Annotated in this window: 15 protein-coding genes; 9 read left to right on the top strand and 6 right to left on the bottom strand. The window is 72.5% G+C overall.

Translation table 11 applies throughout. The features are described from left to right. Positions 1 to 61: 61 nt before the first annotated feature. The 5 genes from LDO26_RS09145 to LDO26_RS09125 are packed head-to-tail and all read right to left on the bottom strand — an operon-like array spanning position 62 to position 5076. Positions 62 to 883, bottom strand: a complete 822-nt coding sequence (locus tag LDO26_RS09145; RefSeq protein WP_232130779.1) for an aldo/keto reductase — start codon at positions 881 to 883, stop codon at positions 62 to 64. A gap of 34 nt (positions 884 to 917) precedes the next feature. After that, a complete protein-coding gene (locus LDO26_RS09140) occupies positions 918 to 1475 on the bottom strand; it encodes a VOC family protein (RefSeq protein ID WP_232130778.1) in 558 nt (185 codons plus the stop codon). Positions 1476 to 1534: 59 nt separating this feature from the next. Further along, a complete protein-coding gene (locus LDO26_RS09135) occupies positions 1535 to 2683 on the bottom strand; it encodes an aldo/keto reductase (RefSeq protein WP_232130777.1) in 1149 nt (382 codons plus the stop codon). Positions 2684 to 2725: 42 nt separating this feature from the next. Next, complete coding sequence (locus LDO26_RS09130; RefSeq protein WP_232130776.1) at positions 2726 to 3916, bottom strand: major royal jelly family protein; 1191 nt, start codon at positions 3914 to 3916, stop codon at positions 2726 to 2728. A 53-nt stretch (positions 3917 to 3969) separates the two neighbouring features. Continuing rightward, positions 3970 to 5076: a LacI family DNA-binding transcriptional regulator gene (locus LDO26_RS09125; RefSeq protein ID WP_232130775.1), complete on the bottom strand. Its 1107-nt coding sequence runs from the start codon at positions 5074 to 5076 to the stop codon at positions 3970 to 3972. A gap of 320 nt (positions 5077 to 5396) precedes the next feature. Between LDO26_RS09125 and LDO26_RS09120 the strand changes: the two genes are divergently transcribed. Beyond that, entirely contained in the window at positions 5397 to 6437 is a 1041-nt protein-coding gene (locus LDO26_RS09120) for an FUSC family protein (protein ID WP_232130774.1), read from the top strand. A 58-nt stretch (positions 6438 to 6495) separates the two neighbouring features. On the opposite strand, the gene LDO26_RS09115 is transcribed toward LDO26_RS09120, so the two are convergent. Next, on the bottom strand, positions 6496 to 7422 hold the full coding sequence (locus LDO26_RS09115) for a LysR family transcriptional regulator (RefSeq protein WP_232130773.1): 927 nt from the start codon (positions 7420 to 7422) through the stop codon (positions 6496 to 6498). Positions 7423 to 7758: 336 nt separating this feature from the next. Between LDO26_RS09115 and LDO26_RS09110 the strand changes: the two genes are divergently transcribed. The 8 genes from LDO26_RS09110 to LDO26_RS09075 all read left to right on the top strand — a co-directional run bounded on the left by LDO26_RS09110 (position 7759) and on the right by LDO26_RS09075 (position 17716). Beyond that, positions 7759 to 9090 (top strand): NTP/NDP exchange transporter, encoded by a 1332-nt coding sequence (locus tag LDO26_RS09110; protein ID WP_232130772.1) that lies wholly within the window; start codon positions 7759 to 7761, stop codon positions 9088 to 9090. A gap of 226 nt (positions 9091 to 9316) precedes the next feature. After that, positions 9317 to 10036: an SDR family oxidoreductase gene (locus LDO26_RS09105; RefSeq protein WP_232130771.1), complete on the top strand. Its 720-nt coding sequence runs from the start codon at positions 9317 to 9319 to the stop codon at positions 10034 to 10036. Further along, a complete protein-coding gene (locus tag LDO26_RS09100; RefSeq protein WP_232130770.1) occupies positions 10033 to 11283 on the top strand; it encodes an MFS transporter in 1251 nt (416 codons plus the stop codon). The genes LDO26_RS09105 and LDO26_RS09100 overlap by 4 nt, the downstream gene beginning before the upstream one ends. A gap of 61 nt (positions 11284 to 11344) precedes the next feature. Next, positions 11345 to 13798, top strand: a complete 2454-nt coding sequence (locus LDO26_RS09095; protein ID WP_232130769.1) for a membrane-bound PQQ-dependent dehydrogenase, glucose/quinate/shikimate family — start codon at positions 11345 to 11347, stop codon at positions 13796 to 13798. Positions 13799 to 13835: 37 nt separating this feature from the next. Then, the gene (locus LDO26_RS09090) at positions 13836 to 14852 is read left to right on the top strand and encodes a YncE family protein (protein WP_232130768.1); all 1017 of its coding nucleotides are present in this window, start codon (positions 13836 to 13838) and stop codon (positions 14850 to 14852) included. A 100-nt stretch (positions 14853 to 14952) separates the two neighbouring features. Beyond that, positions 14953 to 15756: an SDR family NAD(P)-dependent oxidoreductase gene (locus LDO26_RS09085; RefSeq protein WP_232130767.1), complete on the top strand. Its 804-nt coding sequence runs from the start codon at positions 14953 to 14955 to the stop codon at positions 15754 to 15756. Between the two features lie 50 nt (positions 15757 to 15806). Continuing rightward, on the top strand, positions 15807 to 16592 hold the full coding sequence (locus LDO26_RS09080) for a putative quinol monooxygenase (RefSeq protein WP_232130766.1): 786 nt from the start codon (positions 15807 to 15809) through the stop codon (positions 16590 to 16592). 68 nt (positions 16593 to 16660) lie between these two features. Continuing rightward, complete coding sequence (locus LDO26_RS09075) at positions 16661 to 17716, top strand: Kelch repeat-containing protein (protein ID WP_232130765.1); 1056 nt, start codon at positions 16661 to 16663, stop codon at positions 17714 to 17716. Positions 17717 to 17732: the final 16 nt, after the last annotated feature.

Below are 17732 nucleotides of genomic sequence, written 5' to 3'. Positions count from 1 at the left end.
CATACCGTCGGATCCGGTCCCGCGCCGTACCCGCCCATCATGCGGCCAAGGCCGCGACGCTTCATTCCTCGACGTGGGTGTCCGGGTCGCCGCCCTGGCGATGGTCGCCGTCGAGCGTGGCGATCGCCGCCATGTCCTCGGCGTCGAGGCTGAAGTCGAACACGTCGAGGTTCTCGCGCATGCGCTCGGGTTTCGACGATTTCGGGATCGGCACCACGCCGCGCTGCACATGCCAGCGCAGCGCGACCTGCGCCGGGGTGCGGCCATGCTTGGCCGCCAGCGTCTCCAGGACCTGCCCCTGCGGCTTGCCGCGTCCCAGCGGGCTCCAGCCCTCGATCGCGATGCCCTGCGCCGCCAGCCAGCTGCACAGCGCCGGCTGGGCGAAGTCGGGATGCAGTTCGATCTGGTTGACCGCCGGCAATACGCCGGTCTCGCGCTGCAGCCGCTCGATGTGCGCCTGCTGGAAGTTGGACACGCCGATCATGGAAACCCGGCCCTCCTGCTGCAGCCGGATCAGCGCACGCCAGCTGTCGACGTAGCGGTCCTTCATCGGCAGCGGCCAGTGGATCAGGTACAGGTCGACATGATCGGTGCCCAGCCGCCGGGTGGTCGCGTCGAAACCGCGCAGCGCCTCGTCGTAGCCCTGCTCGGCACCGCGCAGCTTGCTGGTCAGCACGACGTCGCCGCGGGCGACGCCGGACTCGCGCAGGCCACGGCCGACGCCGGTCTCGTTGCCGTAGATCGCCGCGGTATCGATCAACCGGTAACCGATGCGCAGCGCCTCGGCGACCGCGGTCGCGGCCTCGGCATCGTCCATCGGCCAGGTACCGAAGCCGATCGCGGGCAATGCGCCCTGCTTCGGGGATGTGGAAGCTGTGTTCATGGACAGGACTCCTTGTTTTCGGGGCCGCGCCGCATCAGCGCCGCGGCGGCAGCCAGACTTCGCTCTCGCTGTCAGGTGGGTAGTAGTAGCCGCCGGGGATCGACTGCAGCTCGATCAAGCTGCCCCACGGCGCACGTGCATAGACGCTGCCGTTGCCGGGGGTGTCCTCGTAACGCGAGTTGCCGTGGACCTCCGACAGCATCGTGGCGCCCGCCGCGACCAGCCGTTTCACTGCCGCGTCGATGTCGTCGACGTACACGGCCAGGTGGTTGAGCCCGATGTCCTGCAGCGCCGCCGCGGCCTGCTGCGAAGGCGCCTGGATCTCGAACAGTTCCAGGCCCGGCCCGGTACCGATCCGGACCATGCGCTGGCGCAGGATCTTCGCGCCGGCGGGCAGGCCGAGCACGCGTTCGAGTTCGGCGCCTTCGCGCGGCGGATCGTCGGCGGCGACCCCGTCGTAGCAGACGGTCGCGCCGAGCGCGGCGCGCAGGAACGTGGTCGCCGCGTCGACGTCGGGCACGGTCATGCCGAGATGGTGGATGCCGCGCGGCAGTTCGCCGAAGGCATCGTGGCTGGGAATGGTGTTCGGCATCGTGGTCTGCTCCCGGATGCGCGCAGCGCATCCATTCTTCGACGGCGCCGCGCCGTCGCTCAGGTGGCCGCCGGCAGCGGCGCGTCTTCGGCGATCAGGCGCTCGTGCCTGAGTTCGGCCCAGAAGTCGGCCGGGATCGCCACCGACATCGACGCGACGTTGGCCTGCACCTGTGCGGCGGTGCGCGCACCCGGAATCACCGCCGACACCACTGCCGGTGCGGCCGCGAACTGCAGCGCCGCGGTGCGCAGGTCGATGCCGTGGCGGTCGGCGACGGCCTGTACCCGCGCCCGCCTGGCCGGCGCCCAGTCCGGCACGCTGCCGTCGTAGAGGTAGCGGTCGCGGCCGGCGAGATAGCCGGCCAGCAGCGGCGCGCCGACGACCACCGACGCGCCATGCGCGGCGATCCTGGGGAAGGTCCGGTGCAGCGCCTCGTCGTGGTCGAGCAGCGAGTACTGGCAGGCCAGCAGGAAGATGTCCGGATCCGCCTCCTCGACCGCGCGCAGCGCCGGCTCGGGGCTGTTGACGCCGAATCCCCAGGCCCGGATCAGGCCTTCCTCGCGCATCCGGGTCAGCTCGGGCATCGCGCCCCTGGCCGCCTGCGCGAAGCGCTCGGCCCACGGCATGCCGAGGTCCTGCTCGTTGTCCGGCGACAGGTCGTGGATGAAGACGACGTCGATCCGCGACACGCCCAGGCGCTGCAGGCTGTCCTCGATCGAGCGCCGCGTCCCCTCGGCGGAATAGTCGTAGCGGTAGTCGAACGGCGACGGCTGTTGCCACATCGTCTCGGGCACGGTGTCGGTCGCGGTCAGCAGGCGCCCCACCTTGGTCGACAGCACGTAGTCGTCGACCAGCACGTTGTGCAGGGCATGGCCGAAGCGGCGTTCCGACAGGCCCAGCCCGTACCACGGCGAGGTGTCGAAGTACCTGACGCCGGCATCGAGCGCGGCCTGCAGCGTCTGCTGGCTCTGCGCGTCGGTCGCCGCGGCGAAGCCGTTGCCGATCGCGACGCCGCCCAGCCCCAGCCGTGTCGGCGGGCGGAAGCGGCCACCGGTCTGCGGCGGGTTGACGGGCAGCGTCCGCGCGGCGGCATCGCCGCGGGTCGGCAGCACCGAACCGGGCGCGGCGACCTGCGCCAGCAGCGGCGCGGCGGCCAGGGCCGCACTGCCTGCAGCGGCGGCGGAAAGGAATCGGCGGCGTGCGTTCATCGGTGTGTCCTCAGGGAAGGCGGATGGGTCGGGAGCGGGAATTCAGTCGGAAGCGGCGGCGTCGACCTGTGGCGGCGGGTCGATCGGTGCGCGGACCAGCAGGTACGGCGGCTGGCGCAGGTCGCGGCCCTGATTGAATCCGGGCAGGCGGTCCCACTGGCCGAGGGTGACGTAGACATGGGTGGCGGTGGCGTGGATGCCGTCCGGCCAGACGATCCGCGGGTCGCGCACAACGACATCGAAACGGCCATCCGGCCAGCGCCGCAGGATCGCGTCGTGCTCGCCGTTGGTGGTGTACAGGCGGCCCTGCGGATCGGTGGCCATGCCGTCGGCGAAGCCCTTCTCGCCCTCGTCGCGCACCGCCGCGGCCAGGGTGGTGGCGTCGGTGGAGAAATCGGACAGCACGGCGGTGGGAATGCTGTACAGCCGGCGGCTGGTCAGCGGCGCGTAGTACAGCGTGGCCGAATCGGCGGAGAGCGTGATCGCGTCCGCGCCGCCGGACGGAAAGCCCGGGTGGCCGGCGTCGTAGCGCATCGGCTTGCCGTCGAGGATCGCCATGAACCCGGCTTCCGGCCGGGTCGACACATGCCCTTCGAGCACGCGGCGCTGGCGGCCGCTGGCGATGTCGACGACGACCAGCGCCGGCGCGTCGCCGAACGACGAATCGGTGATGTAGGCGGTGCCGCGCGCGCCGTGGCGCAGGTCCACGCGCAGGTCGTTCATGTGGCTGTCCTGCAGCAGCGCCGCCTCCAGCACCACCGACGCGACGACCGCGCGGGTGTCCGGGTCGAAGCCGACCACCTTGGCCGCGCCGGGCGGAATGCCGTCGATGCCGGCGCGCTTGCCGTCGTCGATGGCCCACAGCCTGCCGGCGGCGTCGATGGTCATGCCGTGTACCGAGACCAGCCAGTCCGGGTACGGTGCGGTCGACGGCAGGCTGGTCGCGGCGTCGGGAAACGGCACGATGCGGCCATCGACCAGTTCGCCCAGCGTCGCGCCGCGGTGGTTGTCGGCATGCCGCGGGAAGCCGACGAACACCCGGCCACCCGGCGTCACCGCGATGCCGGACGGACCGGGTCCGTCGAAGCGGGCGACGACCTCGAGCGAACCGGCCGGCACCGCGGCCGGATCGGCGGCGTCGGCGGGCGCGACGGACTGCGCGGACACGGCACCGCTGGCCATCAGCGTGGCCACCAGCACTGCGCGCAGGCAGGTATGGGGGAAGTGCGGCATGGGAAGGTCTCCTGTTGCAAGCGCTGTTTCCTGATTCGGTTCCGGGGCGTCGCCTAGCGGACTGCGGTCGCGTCGGCGGGCAGCGGCCGGCCGCGTGGCGCGGCGGCCGTGCTGTCGCGCTCGACGATGCGGAAGCCGATGTCGATGCGGGTCTCCTCCGGCGCGCGCCCGGCCAGGCGTTCGAGCAGCAGCGCGGCGGCACGCTCGCCCATGCCGCGCTGGTCGACCGCCACCGAAGTGATCGACGGCCGCACGACCGAGGCGATGTCGAGATCGTTGAAGCCCATCACCGCCAGCTGTTCCGGTACCGCGATGCCGCGCCGCTGCGCCTCGAAGATCGCGCCTGCGGCCAGGTCGTCGTTGGCCATGAACACCGCCTCGACCTCGGGATGCCGGTGCAGCAGTTCGGCGAGCAACTGCCCGCCCAGTGCCATCGAGAAAGGCGCCTCGCTGCGCAGCGCGTAATGCGACGGCAGCCCGCGGGCGGCCAGCGCGTCGCGGAACCCGTCGGCGCGGCGCGCGCTGCGCAGGTCGTGGCTGGCCAGCGTGCCGGCGTAGGCGACGTGGCGGTAGCCGCGGTCGGCGAAGAAGTCCGCGACCGCCGCGCCGACGGCGCGATGCGAGAAACCGACGTTGAGGTCGAGCGGCGTGTCGGCGAGATCCATGAACTCCACCACCGGCAGGCCCGCGGCGACCTGCTGCTGCAAGCGCGCGCGGGTCGCCGGCAGGTGATCGACGCCGGCGACCAGCAGGCCGACGGGACACCAGCCGAGGAAGGTCGTCACCAGCCGGGATTCCACCTGCGGCAGATATTCGGTGGTCCCCAGCAGCACGTCGTAGCCATGGCGGTCGAGCAACGCGTGCACACCGTGCAGGAACGGCACGTACACCGGGTGCGCCAGCGTCGGGATCAGCACCGGCACCACCCGGCTGGCGCCGGAGGCAAGCCCGCTGGCGACCTGGTTGGCGACGTAGCCGAGCTGCTCCATCGCATCGAGCACCCGCGCGCGCAGCGCCGGCGACACCCGCTGCGGTTCGCGCAGTACCCGCGAAGCGGTGATCTGGCCGACGCCGGCCAGCGCCGCGACTTCGCGCAGCGTGGCCCGGCGCGGCTGCGCGGATGCCTTGGCCGTGCGGCGCCTGGAATCGGCATGGCTCATGCCGGCATCCCGGACGACCGCCGCATGCCCGTGGGCAGCATGCGCAGCGATGGCCGGCCCATGCGGCCCGCCGCGGGTCGCCGCCCGCCGCGGGGCCGACGCCACGCCGTCGCTATGCCGCGCCCGCGCCACCGGGCCGGGGCTGTGGAGGAACTCCAGTGCATGGACGCGATGGTAGCGCTACCATCGTGATGCCGATGTGGTGACCGGCATGGGCGCGGCAACACGCCGGCGGCGCATGGATCCGGCCACCCTATCTCCGTCCCGGCCGGTCGTCCTACCATCACCGTCGAGCGACTCTTACCCGCCAGGACCCCGCCTTGATCCCGCTGCACAGCCTCCCCGGCGTCGTCGGCAAACGCCTGACCAATGCCTTCCACGATTCGCTGGCCGCCGCGGTCGCGGCCGCGATCGCATGGATGCTGGCCCAGCACCTGTTCGGCCATCCCAGGCCGCTGTTCGCGGCGATCACCGCGATCGTCTGCCTGTCGCCGGGGCTGCCCAGCCATGGCCGGCAGGGCATCGGCGTGCTGGTCGGCGTGGCGACCGGCATCGTCATCGGCGAACTGACCCTGCTGCTGCCCGGCGACATCGTGCTGCTGCGCATCAGCCTCGCGGCGCTGCTGTCGATGCTGGTGGCCTCGACCTACGGCTTCGCGCCGGTGGTGCCGATCCAGGCCGGCGTCTCGGCGGTGCTGGTCATCGCCTTCGGCCCCGCGACCGCGGGCTCGGCGCGGATGCTCGACGTGGCCGCCGGTGCCGGCGTCGGCCTGCTGTTCAGCCAGGTGCTGCTGACGCCCAGCCCGGTGCGGATCATCGACGGCGCGGTGCAGGCGCTGATGCGCCGGCTGGCCTCGGGCTTCCGGATGTGCGCCGACGCCCTGCCCGCGCGCGACCAGGACAAGGCCCAGACCGCGCTGAAGCAGATCTCGGGCGCGCACGACAGCGTGATCGCGCTGGACGCGGCGATCGCCGCGGCCCGCAGCACCGCGCGCTGGTCGCTGCGCGGACGCCTGGCCGCGGCCCAGGTCGGCGAACTGGCGGCGCGCTACGACCGGCGCGCGGTGCGCCTGTACGCCTCGGCGCTGCTGTTCGCCGAGGCGCTGGCCAACGCCCTGCGCAAGGACACCGAAGCACCGCCGCCCGGCCTCGACGCCCGCGTTGCCGGCCTCGCGGACCGTTGCCTGGCACTGGTCGGCGACGCCGCGCAGGGAGCCGGGACGGAGGCGCCCGCTGTGGGTGCCGTCGATCCGGATCGGGCGATCGCACCGAGCTGGCAGTCCTGCCTCGAACACCTGCAGGCGGTCGAGGAATCGCTGGCCGCCTTCCAGCGCACCGCGGTGTCGGACGGGCGCGAGTGACCACGGGACCGGGCGTCGCCCGACGTCCCGGGCCCGCGGTTTCGCTGCAGGCAGGCCGTCAGGGAACCCGGGACGGGTGGGCCAGCGGCTCCGTCCCTTCGACGTTCGCCAGCGCCTGCAGCCGCGGCGCCAGATAGGCGATGCAGGCCCGGACCCGCGGCGCGACGTGGCGCTTGTGCGGATAGACGGCGTGCAGCGGGGTCGCCGGAAGGCGATGCCCGCCCAGGACCCGGCGCAGCCGGCCCGACGCCAGGTCCTCGCCGACGTCGAGGATGGACTTCAGCGCAATGCCGTAGCCGTCGACCGCCCACTGGTGCACGACGTCGCCGTCGTTCGCCGTCATGTGCGCGGCGATCCGCACCGAGGTGTCGTCCAGCCGCCATTCGGTCTGCGGGCTGGTGCCGATGACCAGGCAGCGGTGCTGGGCCAGTTCGGCGGGACTGCGGGGCTCGCCATGCCGCTGCAGATAGCCGGGCGAGGCGCACAGCACGCGGTGGTTGGGTGCGAGCGGCTGCGACACGTACGAGGAGTCGTCGAGGCCGCCGAACCGGATCGCCAGGTCCATGCCGGCCGACACCAGGTCGACCACGCTGTCGGCCAGCTCGATCTGCAGCGACAGCTGCGGATGCAGCGCACAGAATTCCGCGAGCAGCGGTGCGATGCGCCGCCGGCCCAGCGAGACCGGCATCGTCATCCGCAACGGCCCGGACACGGTCGCGCTCTTGCGCAGCAGTTGCTGCTCCATCTGGTCCAGATCGGCCAGCAGGTCCACCGCGTACTGGTGCAGCAGGCGCCCTTCCTCGGTCAGCGCCTGCCGCCGCGTCGTCCGCTGCAGCAGGCGCACGCCCAGGGCGGTTTCCAGCTGGCGCAGCTTGCGGCTGGCGACCGGCAGGCCGATGCCCAGCGCCCTGGCCGCCGACGACAGCGACCCGGCATCGACGATCGCCACGAACAGCCGGAGGCGGTTGATGTCATCAAGCGCCATTGTTGTCCAGGCAGTCAAGAGTGCATTCGTTCTACCACGGTTTAACGACAGATCGAACAACCCTAAGCTGCCACGAGATCGATCACCGGCAACAGTGCAACAGCCAAGGAGCACGACGATGGCGTCCCGCCACAGATTTCCCGCCGGGCCCACGCCCAGGGCGCAGGCCCTGCTGAAATCCAGGCCGGGCCGTCCGGCGGCCAACGCGGCGGTCCCGGCATCCGCCGGGCCGGAGCGCCGCGGCGCGCGGTGCCTTGCCGGTCGCGGCCCGCAGCCGACCGGGCCCCGGCCGCGGCGGCCGTCGATCGGGACGTTCGCCGGTTGAGGCGCGAACGCATGCGCGCCCTGCCGCTGCTCACCCGGGTGTTCGACGTGGAATCGCGGGAAGCGCCGGCGGCGCTCGCCGGCATGCTGATGTTCTTCCTGCTGTTCGCCGGCTATTTCATGCTGCGCCCGGTGCGCGAGACGATGGGCGTGGCCGGCGGCGTGGACAACCTGCAATGGCTGTTCACCGGCACCTTCGTCGCCACGCTGGCGGCGCTGCCGCTGTTCGGCTGGCTGGCCTCGAAGGTGCCGCGTCGCCGCATCCAGGGCTGGACCTACGCCTTCTTCGTCACCAACCTGCTGGCCTTCGCCGCCGGCCTGGCGCTGCAGCCCGACAACCTGTGGACGGCGCGGGCATTCTTCATCTGGCTGTCGGTGTTCAACATGCTGACGATCTCGCTGGCCTGGAGCGTGCTGGCCGACGTGCTCTCCGGCGCCCAGGCCAAGCGGCTGTTCGCGCTGATGGCCGGTGGCGCCAGCCTCGGCGGCCTGCTCGGGCCGGTGCTGGGCACGCTGCTGGTCGCCCCGATCGGGCACGCCGGCCTGCTGGTGCTGTCGGCGGTCCTGCTGGCCGGCAGCGCCGGCGCGGGCATCGCCCTGCAGCGCTGGCGCGACCGCCATCCGCCCGCTCCCGACGGCAGCGCGCCCGATGGAGAAGAGACCCGCAGCAAACCCCTAGGCGGCAATCCGCTGGCCGGTGCCACCGCGGTGTTCCGCTCGCCCTACCTGCTCGGCATCGCCACCTTCGTGATCCTGCTGGCCACGGCCAACACCTTCCTCTATTTCGAGCAGGCGCGGCTGGTGGAGGCCACCTTCCCCGACCCGGTCCGGCAGACCCAGGTGTTCGGGATCATCGACATCGCCGTGCAGTCGCTGGCGCTGCTGGCCCAGTTCTTCCTGACCGGCCGCATCGCGCAGCACCTGGGCGTCGGCGTGCTGCTGGTGGCGGTACCACTGATGATCGCCGCCGGCTTCCTGTGGCTGGCGTTCTCGCCGGTGTTCGCGGTGCTCGCGGTGGTCATGGTGGTCCGGCGCGCAGGCGAGTACGCGCTGGTGCGTCCGGGCCGGGAGATGCTCTACACCGTGGTCTCGCCGGAGCAGAAGTACAAGGCCAAGAACTTCATCGACACCGTGGCCTATCGCGGCGGCGACGCCGTCAGCGGCTGGGTCAAGCGCGGCCTCGACCTGATCGGCGAGCACCCGACGCTGGCGATGGGCATCGGCGCCGTCCTCGCGCTGGCCTGGGCCGCGGTCGGCGGCGGTCTCGGTCGCTGGCAGCACCGGCTCGAAACCGGGCGCGCGGGCCGGCTGCAGCCGCCGACGGCCGCGCGGACGCCGTCATGACCATCGGCATCCGCACCCGCCATCCACGGGCAGATCGCGAACCGGCGCACCGCCCCCGGACAAAGAGGGATTCATCCCGATGATTTCCAGACGCGGCTTCGTCTCCGGGATGACGCTCGGCGCCACCGGCCTGGCGCTCGCCTCGGCCCTGCCCGCTTCATCGCAAGCCCACGCACACCCCGACCGGTCCCCGGTCCCGCACGACAGCCATCAACGGAGCATGCCCATGTCCTTTTCGTTCACCGATCAACGCGTCCTGGTCGTCGGCGGCAGTTCCGGCATCGGCGAGGCCGCCGCCCGGTCCTTCGCCGAGGCCGGCGCACAGGTCCTGATCGCCTCGCGCAGCCAGTCCAGGCTGGACACCGCCGCCGGCCGGATCGGCCATGGCACGCGGACGGCGGTGCTCGACGCCACCGACAACGCCGCAGTCGAGGCGTTCTTCGCCGACGCCGGCAGCTTCGACCACGTCGTCGTCAGCGCCGCGCAGACGCGCGGCGGGCCGGTGCGCACGCTGCCGCTGGCCGACGCCTACGCCGGCATGGACAGCAAGTTCTGGGGCGCCTACCGCATCGCCCGCGCGGCGCGGATCAACGAGCGCGGCTCGCTGACCCTGGTGTCCGGTTTCCTCAGCGTGCGTCCGGGCGCGGCCGTGCTGCAGGGCGCGATCAATGCCGCGGTGGAATCGCTCGGCCGCGGCCTGGCGCTGGAGCTGGCGCCGCAGAAGGTCCGGGTCAACACCGTCTCGCCGGGGCTGATCGCCTCGCCGCTGTGGGACGGCATGGACGCGGCCGCCCGCCAGGCCATGTACGACAAGGCCGCGGCCACCCTGCCGGCGCGCGCGGTCGGGCGCCCCGAGGACGTCGCCAACGCGATCGTCTACCTCGCCGCCACGCCCTATGCGACCGGTTCGACGGTGCTGGTCGACGGCGGCGGCACGATCGCATGAGCGACGGCGTCGCCGCGGGACATCGTCACGAGACCGCCGCCGTTCCCGCCGGCGGCGCGCGCATGCCGCCGGCGATCTGGGCACTGGCGCTGGGCACCTTCGGCATCGGCGTCACCGAGTTCGTGATCGCCGGGCTGCTGCCGCTGGCGGCGGCCGAGTTCGGCATCTCGGTGTCGATGGCCGGCAATCTCGCCACCAGCTATGCGCTGGGCGTGTTCGTCGGCGCGCCGGCGATGGTCATGCTCGGCAACCGGCTGCCGCGCAAGACCCTGCTGGTGCTGCTGATGGGCCTGTTCGTGCTCGGCAACCTGCTCACCGCGGCCGCGCCGGGATTCGGCTGGGCGCTGGCCGGGCGGGTGGTCACCTCGCTGACCCACGGCGCCTTCATCGGCATCGGCGCGATCATCGCCAGCGCGCTGGTGCCGCCGGACCGGCGCGCCACCGCCATCGCGTTGATGTTCACCGGCATGACCGTGGCCAACCTGGTCGGCATTCCCGCCGGCACCTGGCTCGGCCAGGTGGTCTCGTGGCGCGCCACCTTCTACGCGGTCGCCGTGGTCGGCGTGGCGACGATCCTGGCGCTGCTGGCGTGGGTGCCGGCCGACGGCCCGCGCCGCGATCCGCCGCGGCTGCTGCGCGAACTGGCCGCGTTCGGCGACCGCCGCGTGCTGCTGGCGATGGCGATCACCGTGCTCGGGCCGGCGGCGTTCTTCACCTCGATCACCTACATCGCGCCGATGATGCGCGAGGTCGCCGGCTTCGGCGAACGCGGCGTGACCGGCATCCTGTTCCTGTTCGGGCTCGGGCTGTTCGTCGGCAACCTGGCCGGCGGCCGGCTCGCCGACCGCGCGCTGATGCCGGTGCTGTACGTCACCCTGGCCGGACAGGCGCTGGTGCTGCTGGCGTTCTACTTCCTGGCCGGCAGCCAGTTGGCCTCGGCGGTGTGCGTGTTCCTGATGGCGGCCTTCGGCTTCGCCACGGTCTCGCCGATCCAGAAGCTGGTGATGGACAAGGCCAGCGCCGCCGGCGCGCCGAACCTGGCCTCGGCGGTGAACATCGGCATGTTCAACCTCGGCAACGCCATCGGCGCGGCCTTCGGCGGTTTCGTGATCGCGCACGGATTCGGACTGGCCTCGCCGAACTGGGCCGCGGCGCTGCTGTCGCTCGCGGCGCTGGCGGTCGCGCTGTGGCTCGGCGGCACCGAGCGCTCCCGAGGCACCCGGTCCCCCGCGGCGGGCGCACGCTGAGCCCGTTTCCCGCATTGCAACAATAATAGGCAGCCGAAGACCCCAAGGAAATGCCGCACCAATGAAACCCAAAGACCGATCCATCACGCTTGTCGCCATCGGCGGCGTGTTCGCCCTGCTCGGGCTGCTGCTCGCCGCCGGCGGCGCCTACCTGGCCGCCCTGGGCGGTGCATGGTTCTACCTGTTCGCCGGCCTGGCGATGGCCGGGGTCGGCATCGGACTGGCCCGGCGCCGCGCCTGGGCCCTGTGGCTGGCGCTGGCCCTGCTGGCGACGAGCGCCGCCTGGGCGGCGTGGGAAGTCGGGCTCGATTTCTGGCAGTGGGTGCCGCGCTCGATCGCGTTCCTGGTCGTCGCGCTGGTCGCGGCGGCGGCGGCGCCGTGGCTGCGCCGCGGCAACCGCGCCCCCGCCCTCGGCGGCCGCGCGGCCGGCGTCCTGACCCTGGTCCTGGCGGCCGGCATCGTCGGCATCTTCGCCGGCATGTTCCGCGTCCACCCGCAGGTGTCGGCCGATGGCACCGCGCCGCCGGTACTGCGCCCCGATGCGGGCCAGGACAGTGGCGACGACTGGCCGGCCTGGGGCCGCAACACCGCGGGCAACCGCTACGCCCAGTTCGACCAGATCCACCGCGGGAACGTCGCCGACCTGGAGGTCGCCTGGACCTATCGCACCGGCGACCTGGCCGTCGACGGCGCGGAGTACCAGGTCACGCCGCTGAAGATCGACGACACGATGTACCTGTGCACGCCGCTGAACAAGGTGATCGCGCTCGACCCGGTCACCGGTGCCGAGAAGTGGCGCTTCGATCCGCAGCTGCAGGAGACCGAGGGCAACAAGGCCTGGAAGCGCTGCCGCGGCGTCGCGTATGCCGACCTCGACGCACTGCCCGTGCAGGAAGTCGCGGAGGTGACGGAGCCGGAGACGGAGACCGCGGCCCCGGCACCGGCCTCGGACGAGGCCACCATGTCCACCACCGCCCCGGCGGCCTGCCGCCGGCGCATCGTCAGCGCCACCAACGACGGCCGCCTGTTCGCACTGGATGCCGGCACCGGCACGCCATGCCCGGACTTCGGCAGCGATGGCTTCGTCGATCTGCTCGATGGCCTCGGCCCCATGGCAAACCGCGAGCGCGGCTCCTACGCCGTGACATCGGCGCCGCTGGTGGCCGACGGCGTGGTCATGGTCGGCGGCAAGCTCAACGACAACCTGACCGTCGGCGAGCCCTCCGGCGTGGTCCGCGGCTACAGCGTGGTCACCGGCGAACTGCTGTGGGCATTCGACCCGGCACGCTCCGACGACCCCACGCCGCTGCCCGAGGGCGAGGTCTACGCGCCGGAATCGCCGAACTTCTGGGGCACCGCGGCCTACGATCCGGAACTGGGCCTGGCCTACTTCCCGACCGGCAACCAGACCCCCGACTTCTGGACCGGCAACCGCCACCCGTACTCGGACGAGTTCAACGACTCGATCGTCGCCGTCGAAATGCGGACCGGCCGACTGCGCTGGCACTTCCGCACCGCGAACATCGACCAGTTCGACTACGACGTCGCCTCGCAGCCGATCCTCTACGACCGCCCGAACCCGGACGGCACCACGACACCGCTGCTGGTCCAGCTGACCAAGCGCGGCCAGGTGTTCGTGCTCGACCGCCGCGACGGCACCCCGGTGTTCCCGGTCGAGGAGCGTCCGGTGTCCACCGACGCGATGCCGGGCATGCATGTGGCCCCGACCCAGCCGTATTCGGCGATCTCGGTGGGTGCCACGCCGTTCAAGGAATCGGACATGTGGGGCGCGTCGATCTTCGACCAGCTCTACTGCCGCATCCAGTTCAGGAAGATGCGCTGGGAGGGCGAGTTCACGCCGCTGTCGGACCAGAAGCGCACGCTGATCTACCCCGGCTACTACGGCGGCTTCAACTGGGGCGGCGGCGCGCTCGACGCGGCCACCGGCACGCTGATCGTCAACGACATCCGCATGGCGCAATGGGGCCGCTTCATCTCCCGCGGGGAGGCGGAGCAACTCGGCCTGCAGGCGAGCACCGAGGGCGAATACTCCGAGATGCTCGGCACGCCGTGGGGCGTCGAGCGCTCGATGTTCATCTCGCCGCTGGGCGTCCCCTGCTTCAAGCCGCCGTTCGGCACCATGACCGCGATCGACCTGACGACCGGCCGGACCCGCTGGCAGGTGCCGATGGGCAGCATCCAGGACGCGCCCGTGCACGGCATCGCCCCGGGCGTGCGCATCCCGATCGGCATGCCGACGATGGGCGGACCGCTGGTCACCGGCGGTGGCCTGACCTTCTTCCACGGCAGCCTGGACTTCTATGTCCGCGCGCTCGACAGCGACACCGGCCGGGAACTGTGGCGCGGCCGCCTGCCCGTGGGCGGACAGGGTGCGCCGATGACCTATGTCGGCCGCGACGGCAAGCAGTACGTCGTGGTGGTGGCGGGCGGCGCGACGCGCACCGGCACCAACGAGAACCGCGGCGACTACGTCATCGCCTACGCCCTGCCGTGAACCGGACGGGCCGCCAACGCAGGAGACCGGGAGAAGCATGAAACGGCGCGATTTCCTGGTGCTCGGAAGCGCTGCGTCGGCGCTGGCGGCGCTCGGCCCGGCCGCCTTCGCCGCGGCGGACGGCGGCGAGGTGCTGGCCCTGGTCGAGAAGGACGCCGGCTCGCTCGGTTTCTATGCCCTGCCCGGCGGCAGGCGGATCGCCGGCATCGACCTGGGGACCCAGCCCCACGAGATCGTCGCCGACGCGCAGGGCCGCTACGCCTACGTGGCCCAGTACGGCGTGGCCCGCTGGCGCGGCCCCGGGGCCGGCGGCGACAGGATCTTCGTGGTCGACCTGGCCACGCGCCGGCTGCAGCGCACGATCGACCTGTCGCCGTACCGGCGCCTGCACGGCATCCGCATGGACGCGGCCGGACGGCTGTACGTGCTGGCCGAGATCGACTCGGTGCTGATCCGCTTCGACGATCCGGCCCACAGCGACGTGCCCGACCAGGCGGTCCCGCTGGGTGGCGCGCGCAGCCACTATTTCGCGATCCGCGGCGACGGCGCGCGCGCCTACGTGGCCGACACGCTCAGCGGCATGGTCATCGCCGCCGACCCGCACGACGCGTCGGTGCCGCCGATCCGCCGGCGCAGCGGCAAGGGGCCGGAGGGCTGCTGCCTGAGCCCCGACGAATCGACCTTCTACGTCGTCAACCGCTACGGCGGGGACCTGGTCGCCTACGACGCCCGCGACCTGCGCGAACTGCGCCGCGCGCCGACCCGCGGCGAGGCGGTGCGCATCGTGTCGTTGCCGGACGGCCGCCTGGTCGTCTCCAACGAGACCGACCGCAGCCTGTCGCTGCTGCGGCCGGACACGCTGGCCGAGGAACGCCGGGTGCCGCTGGACGCGGCGGCCCCGGGGCTGAACCTCGCCGCGGACGGCCGCCTGTACGCCGCGCTCGACGACGACAGCGTCGCGGTCATCGATACCGCGACCTGGACGACCGAGGCGCGCTTCGCCACGCATGCCGGACCGGATGCGGCCGTGGTACTGCCGGGACGGCGCTCGTGAGCCGCCGGACGCCCGCCTCGCCGGCGGCGGGGCGCGCCGGCCGACGCGCCCGTGCCGGCGCGTCTCCTCCGCAATCCACGCCACCGCACAGAGGATCCGCATGAACATCGATCTTTCCGGCAAGACCGCGCTGGTCACCGCCTCCACCGGCGGCATCGGCCTGGCGATCGCACGCGGCCTGGCGGCCAGCGGCGCACGCGTGGTGCTCAACGGCCGCAGCCAGGAGAGCGTCGACCGGGCCCGCGCCCGCCTGCTGCACGAGGTCGGGGACGCACGCGTCGAGGGCGTGGCCGCCGACCTGTCCGATGCCGCCGGCGCCGACCGGCTACTGCAGGGCCTGGCGACACTCGGCGACGTCGACGTGCTGGTCAACAATGCCGGCATCTACGTGCCGGGCGATTTCTTCGAAGCCGGCGACGACACCTGGGAACGGCACTGGCAGACCAACGTGATGTCGGGCGTGCGCCTGTCGCGTGCGCTGCTGCCGGGCATGGTGGAGCGCGGCTGGGGACGGGTCGTGTTCCTCTCCTCGGAATCGGCCCGCAACATCCCTGCCGACATGATCCACTACGGGGTCAGCAAGACCGCCCTGCTGGCGCTGTCGCGCGGCCTGGCCAAGCGCGTGGCCGGCAGCGGCGTCACCGTCAACGCGGTGCTGCCCGGGCCCACGGTGTCCGACGGCTTCGTCGCGATGATGCAGGACGAGGTCGCGCGCACCGGCAAGTCGCTCGACGAGGTGGCACGGGAATTCGTGCTGACCCATCGCCCCGGTTCCGTGATCCAGCGCCCGGCCACCGTCGAGGAGGTCGCCAACCTGGTCGTCTACGTCGCATCGGCCCAGGCCTCCGCCACCTCGGGCGCGGCCCTGCGCGTCGATGGCGGCGTGATCGACGACATCGTCTGACCGCCACGCCCGTGATGCTTCCGCCACCACCCCCACACCGGAGATTGCCCATGTCCCGAACCTTCCGCCTCCCCGCCCTGGCCGCTGCAACGTCCCTCGCCCTGCTGGCCGCCTGCTCCGGCCCGGAGCAGGGCACCAGTGCCGCGACGCCTCCCGCGGCCGGCGAGTCCGCCAGCGCAGCACCCGACGTCGCCGAAGCGCAGGAGATCGCGCTGTTCAGCACCATCGCGCTGCAGCCGGACACCTACGACGGCTTCGCCTCCGTGCTGCGGAACAACGTCCATGCCTCGCGCGAGGAGGCGGGCAACGTCTCCTTCGAGGTGTTCCGCCCCGAGGACGGGACGCCGACCCTGCTGCTGTTCGAGCGCTGGCGGGACCAGGCCGCGATCGACAGCCACGACCAGGAGCCGCACCTGGCCGCGGTGATCGAGGCGGTGCAGTCGAGCGGTGCCGAGCTGTCGGAGGTGCACAAGCTGGTCGAGGTGCAGCCGTCCGGCGCCGGCAGCCGCCGCGCGCCCGCCGATCCGGCGACCTCCCGCGACGTGCTGGTGGTGCTGAAGGTCAAGCCGGAAGCCGAGGAGACCTTCGTGCAGGCCTGGCGCGACGTGTTCCCGCACGCGCGTGCGGCGCCCGGCAACGCGGTGTTCGAGATCTACCGCGACCTCGACACGCCGCAGACCTACGTGCTGATCGAACGCTGGGACAGCGCGGCGCAGCACGAGGCCCACCTGGCCCAGCCGTACTCGCTGGCACTGGACGAAGTGCTGCCGGACACGCTGGCCGGGCCGATCGTCGACGGCGACAACCGCTTCCTGGCCCACGGCGTGCTCGACTGAGGACAGCCCCCGCCGTCGGCCGCCGCGACGGTGGCCGCCGGCATCCCCACACAACGAAAGGAGCCGTCATGATCCCGCGCCCTGTTGCACTCTTCGCATCGCTCGCCCTGGCGCTGGGCGTATCCGCCTGCGGCAGCGAGCAGGCACCGTTCTCGCAGCCGGCCGGCACGCTGCCCGAGGAATCCGCGGCGTCCGCGGAATCGTCCTCCGGCGGGTTCGCCTGGCGCGCCGTCGAAGGCGCTGCGGTACCGAGCGCCCGTCACGAGAACGCGTTCGCCGCGCTCGACACCAGGCTCTACCTGCTCGGCGGCCGTGGCGAGCGGCCGCTGGAGATCTTCGACCCGGCCACGGACACCTGGGTGCCGGGCGCCGCGCCGCCGCTGGAGATCCACCATGCCCAGGCGGTCGGCCATGACGGCGGGCTGTGGGTCATCGGTGCGTTGACCGGCGAATTCCCGGACGAACCGCCGATCCCGGTCGTGCTGCGCTACGACCCGGCGACCGACGCTTGGAGCGAAGGCCCGGCCATCCCCGAGGCGCGCCGGCGCGGCGGCGGCGGGCTGGTCGTCCATGACGGCGCGTTCTACCTCGTCGGCGGCCTGACCCGCGGCCACAACGGCGGCTACGTGCCGTGGCTGGACCGCTTCGACCCGGCGACCGGCGCCTGGACGCCCCTGCCCGATGCGCCGCATCCGCGCGACCATTTCCACGCCGCCGTGCTCGACGGCCGGCTCTACGCCGCCGGCGGCCGCACCAGCTCGCACGAGACCGGCGAGGTCGACACCCTCACGGTCGCGCCGGTGGACGTCTACGACATCGCCGCCGGGACCTGGTCGACGCTCGATGCACCGATCCCGACCCCGCGTTCGGGCACCGCGACCGTGGCCTTCGCCGGCCGGATCATCGTGCTCGGCGGCGAGAGCGGCCGCCAGGCGCGGGCGCACGACGAGGTCGAGGCCTACGATCCGGCGACCGGCGAGTGGGAGACCCTGCCGCCGCTGCCGGTCGGCCGCCACGGCACCCAGGCGACCGTGTCCGGGGACGCGGTGCACATCGTCGCCGGCAGCCGCGACCGCGGCGGCGGGCCGGAGCTCCACGACCACCTGGTCCTGGAGCTGCACTGACCGGAGCCGCACAGGC

Origin of the sequence: Proluteimonas luteida (assembly GCF_021191695.1) — a bacterium.
Lineage (GTDB): Bacteria > Pseudomonadota > Gammaproteobacteria > Xanthomonadales > Xanthomonadaceae > Luteimonas > Luteimonas luteida.
This window is presented reverse-complemented; position numbering and strand designations above follow the sequence as displayed.

Coding starts and splice junctions, on each gene's coding strand:
- LDO26_RS09145 (WP_232130779.1), bottom strand. CDS start 883: ATGAACACAGCTTCCACATCCCCGAAGCAGGGCGCATTGCCCGCGATC.
- LDO26_RS09140 (WP_232130778.1), bottom strand. CDS start 1,475: ATGCCGAACACCATTCCCAGCCACGATGCCTTCGGCGAACTGCCGCGC.
- LDO26_RS09135 (WP_232130777.1), bottom strand. CDS start 2,683: ATGAACGCACGCCGCCGATTCCTTTCCGCCGCCGCTGCAGGCAGTGCG.
- LDO26_RS09130 (WP_232130776.1), bottom strand. CDS start 3,916: ATGCCGCACTTCCCCCATACCTGCCTGCGCGCAGTGCTGGTGGCCACG.
- LDO26_RS09125 (WP_232130775.1), bottom strand. CDS start 5,076: ATGAGCCATGCCGATTCCAGGCGCCGCACGGCCAAGGCATCCGCGCAG.
- LDO26_RS09115 (WP_232130773.1), bottom strand. CDS start 7,422: ATGGCGCTTGATGACATCAACCGCCTCCGGCTGTTCGTGGCGATCGTC.
- LDO26_RS09110 (WP_232130772.1), top strand. CDS start 7,759: ATGCGCGCCCTGCCGCTGCTCACCCGGGTGTTCGACGTGGAATCGCGG.
- LDO26_RS09105 (WP_232130771.1), top strand. CDS start 9,317: ATGTCCTTTTCGTTCACCGATCAACGCGTCCTGGTCGTCGGCGGCAGT.
- LDO26_RS09100 (WP_232130770.1), top strand. CDS start 10,033: ATGAGCGACGGCGTCGCCGCGGGACATCGTCACGAGACCGCCGCCGTT.
- LDO26_RS09095 (WP_232130769.1), top strand. CDS start 11,345: ATGAAACCCAAAGACCGATCCATCACGCTTGTCGCCATCGGCGGCGTG.
- LDO26_RS09090 (WP_232130768.1), top strand. CDS start 13,836: ATGAAACGGCGCGATTTCCTGGTGCTCGGAAGCGCTGCGTCGGCGCTG.
- LDO26_RS09085 (WP_232130767.1), top strand. CDS start 14,953: ATGAACATCGATCTTTCCGGCAAGACCGCGCTGGTCACCGCCTCCACC.
- LDO26_RS09080 (WP_232130766.1), top strand. CDS start 15,807: ATGTCCCGAACCTTCCGCCTCCCCGCCCTGGCCGCTGCAACGTCCCTC.
- LDO26_RS09075 (WP_232130765.1), top strand. CDS start 16,661: ATGATCCCGCGCCCTGTTGCACTCTTCGCATCGCTCGCCCTGGCGCTG.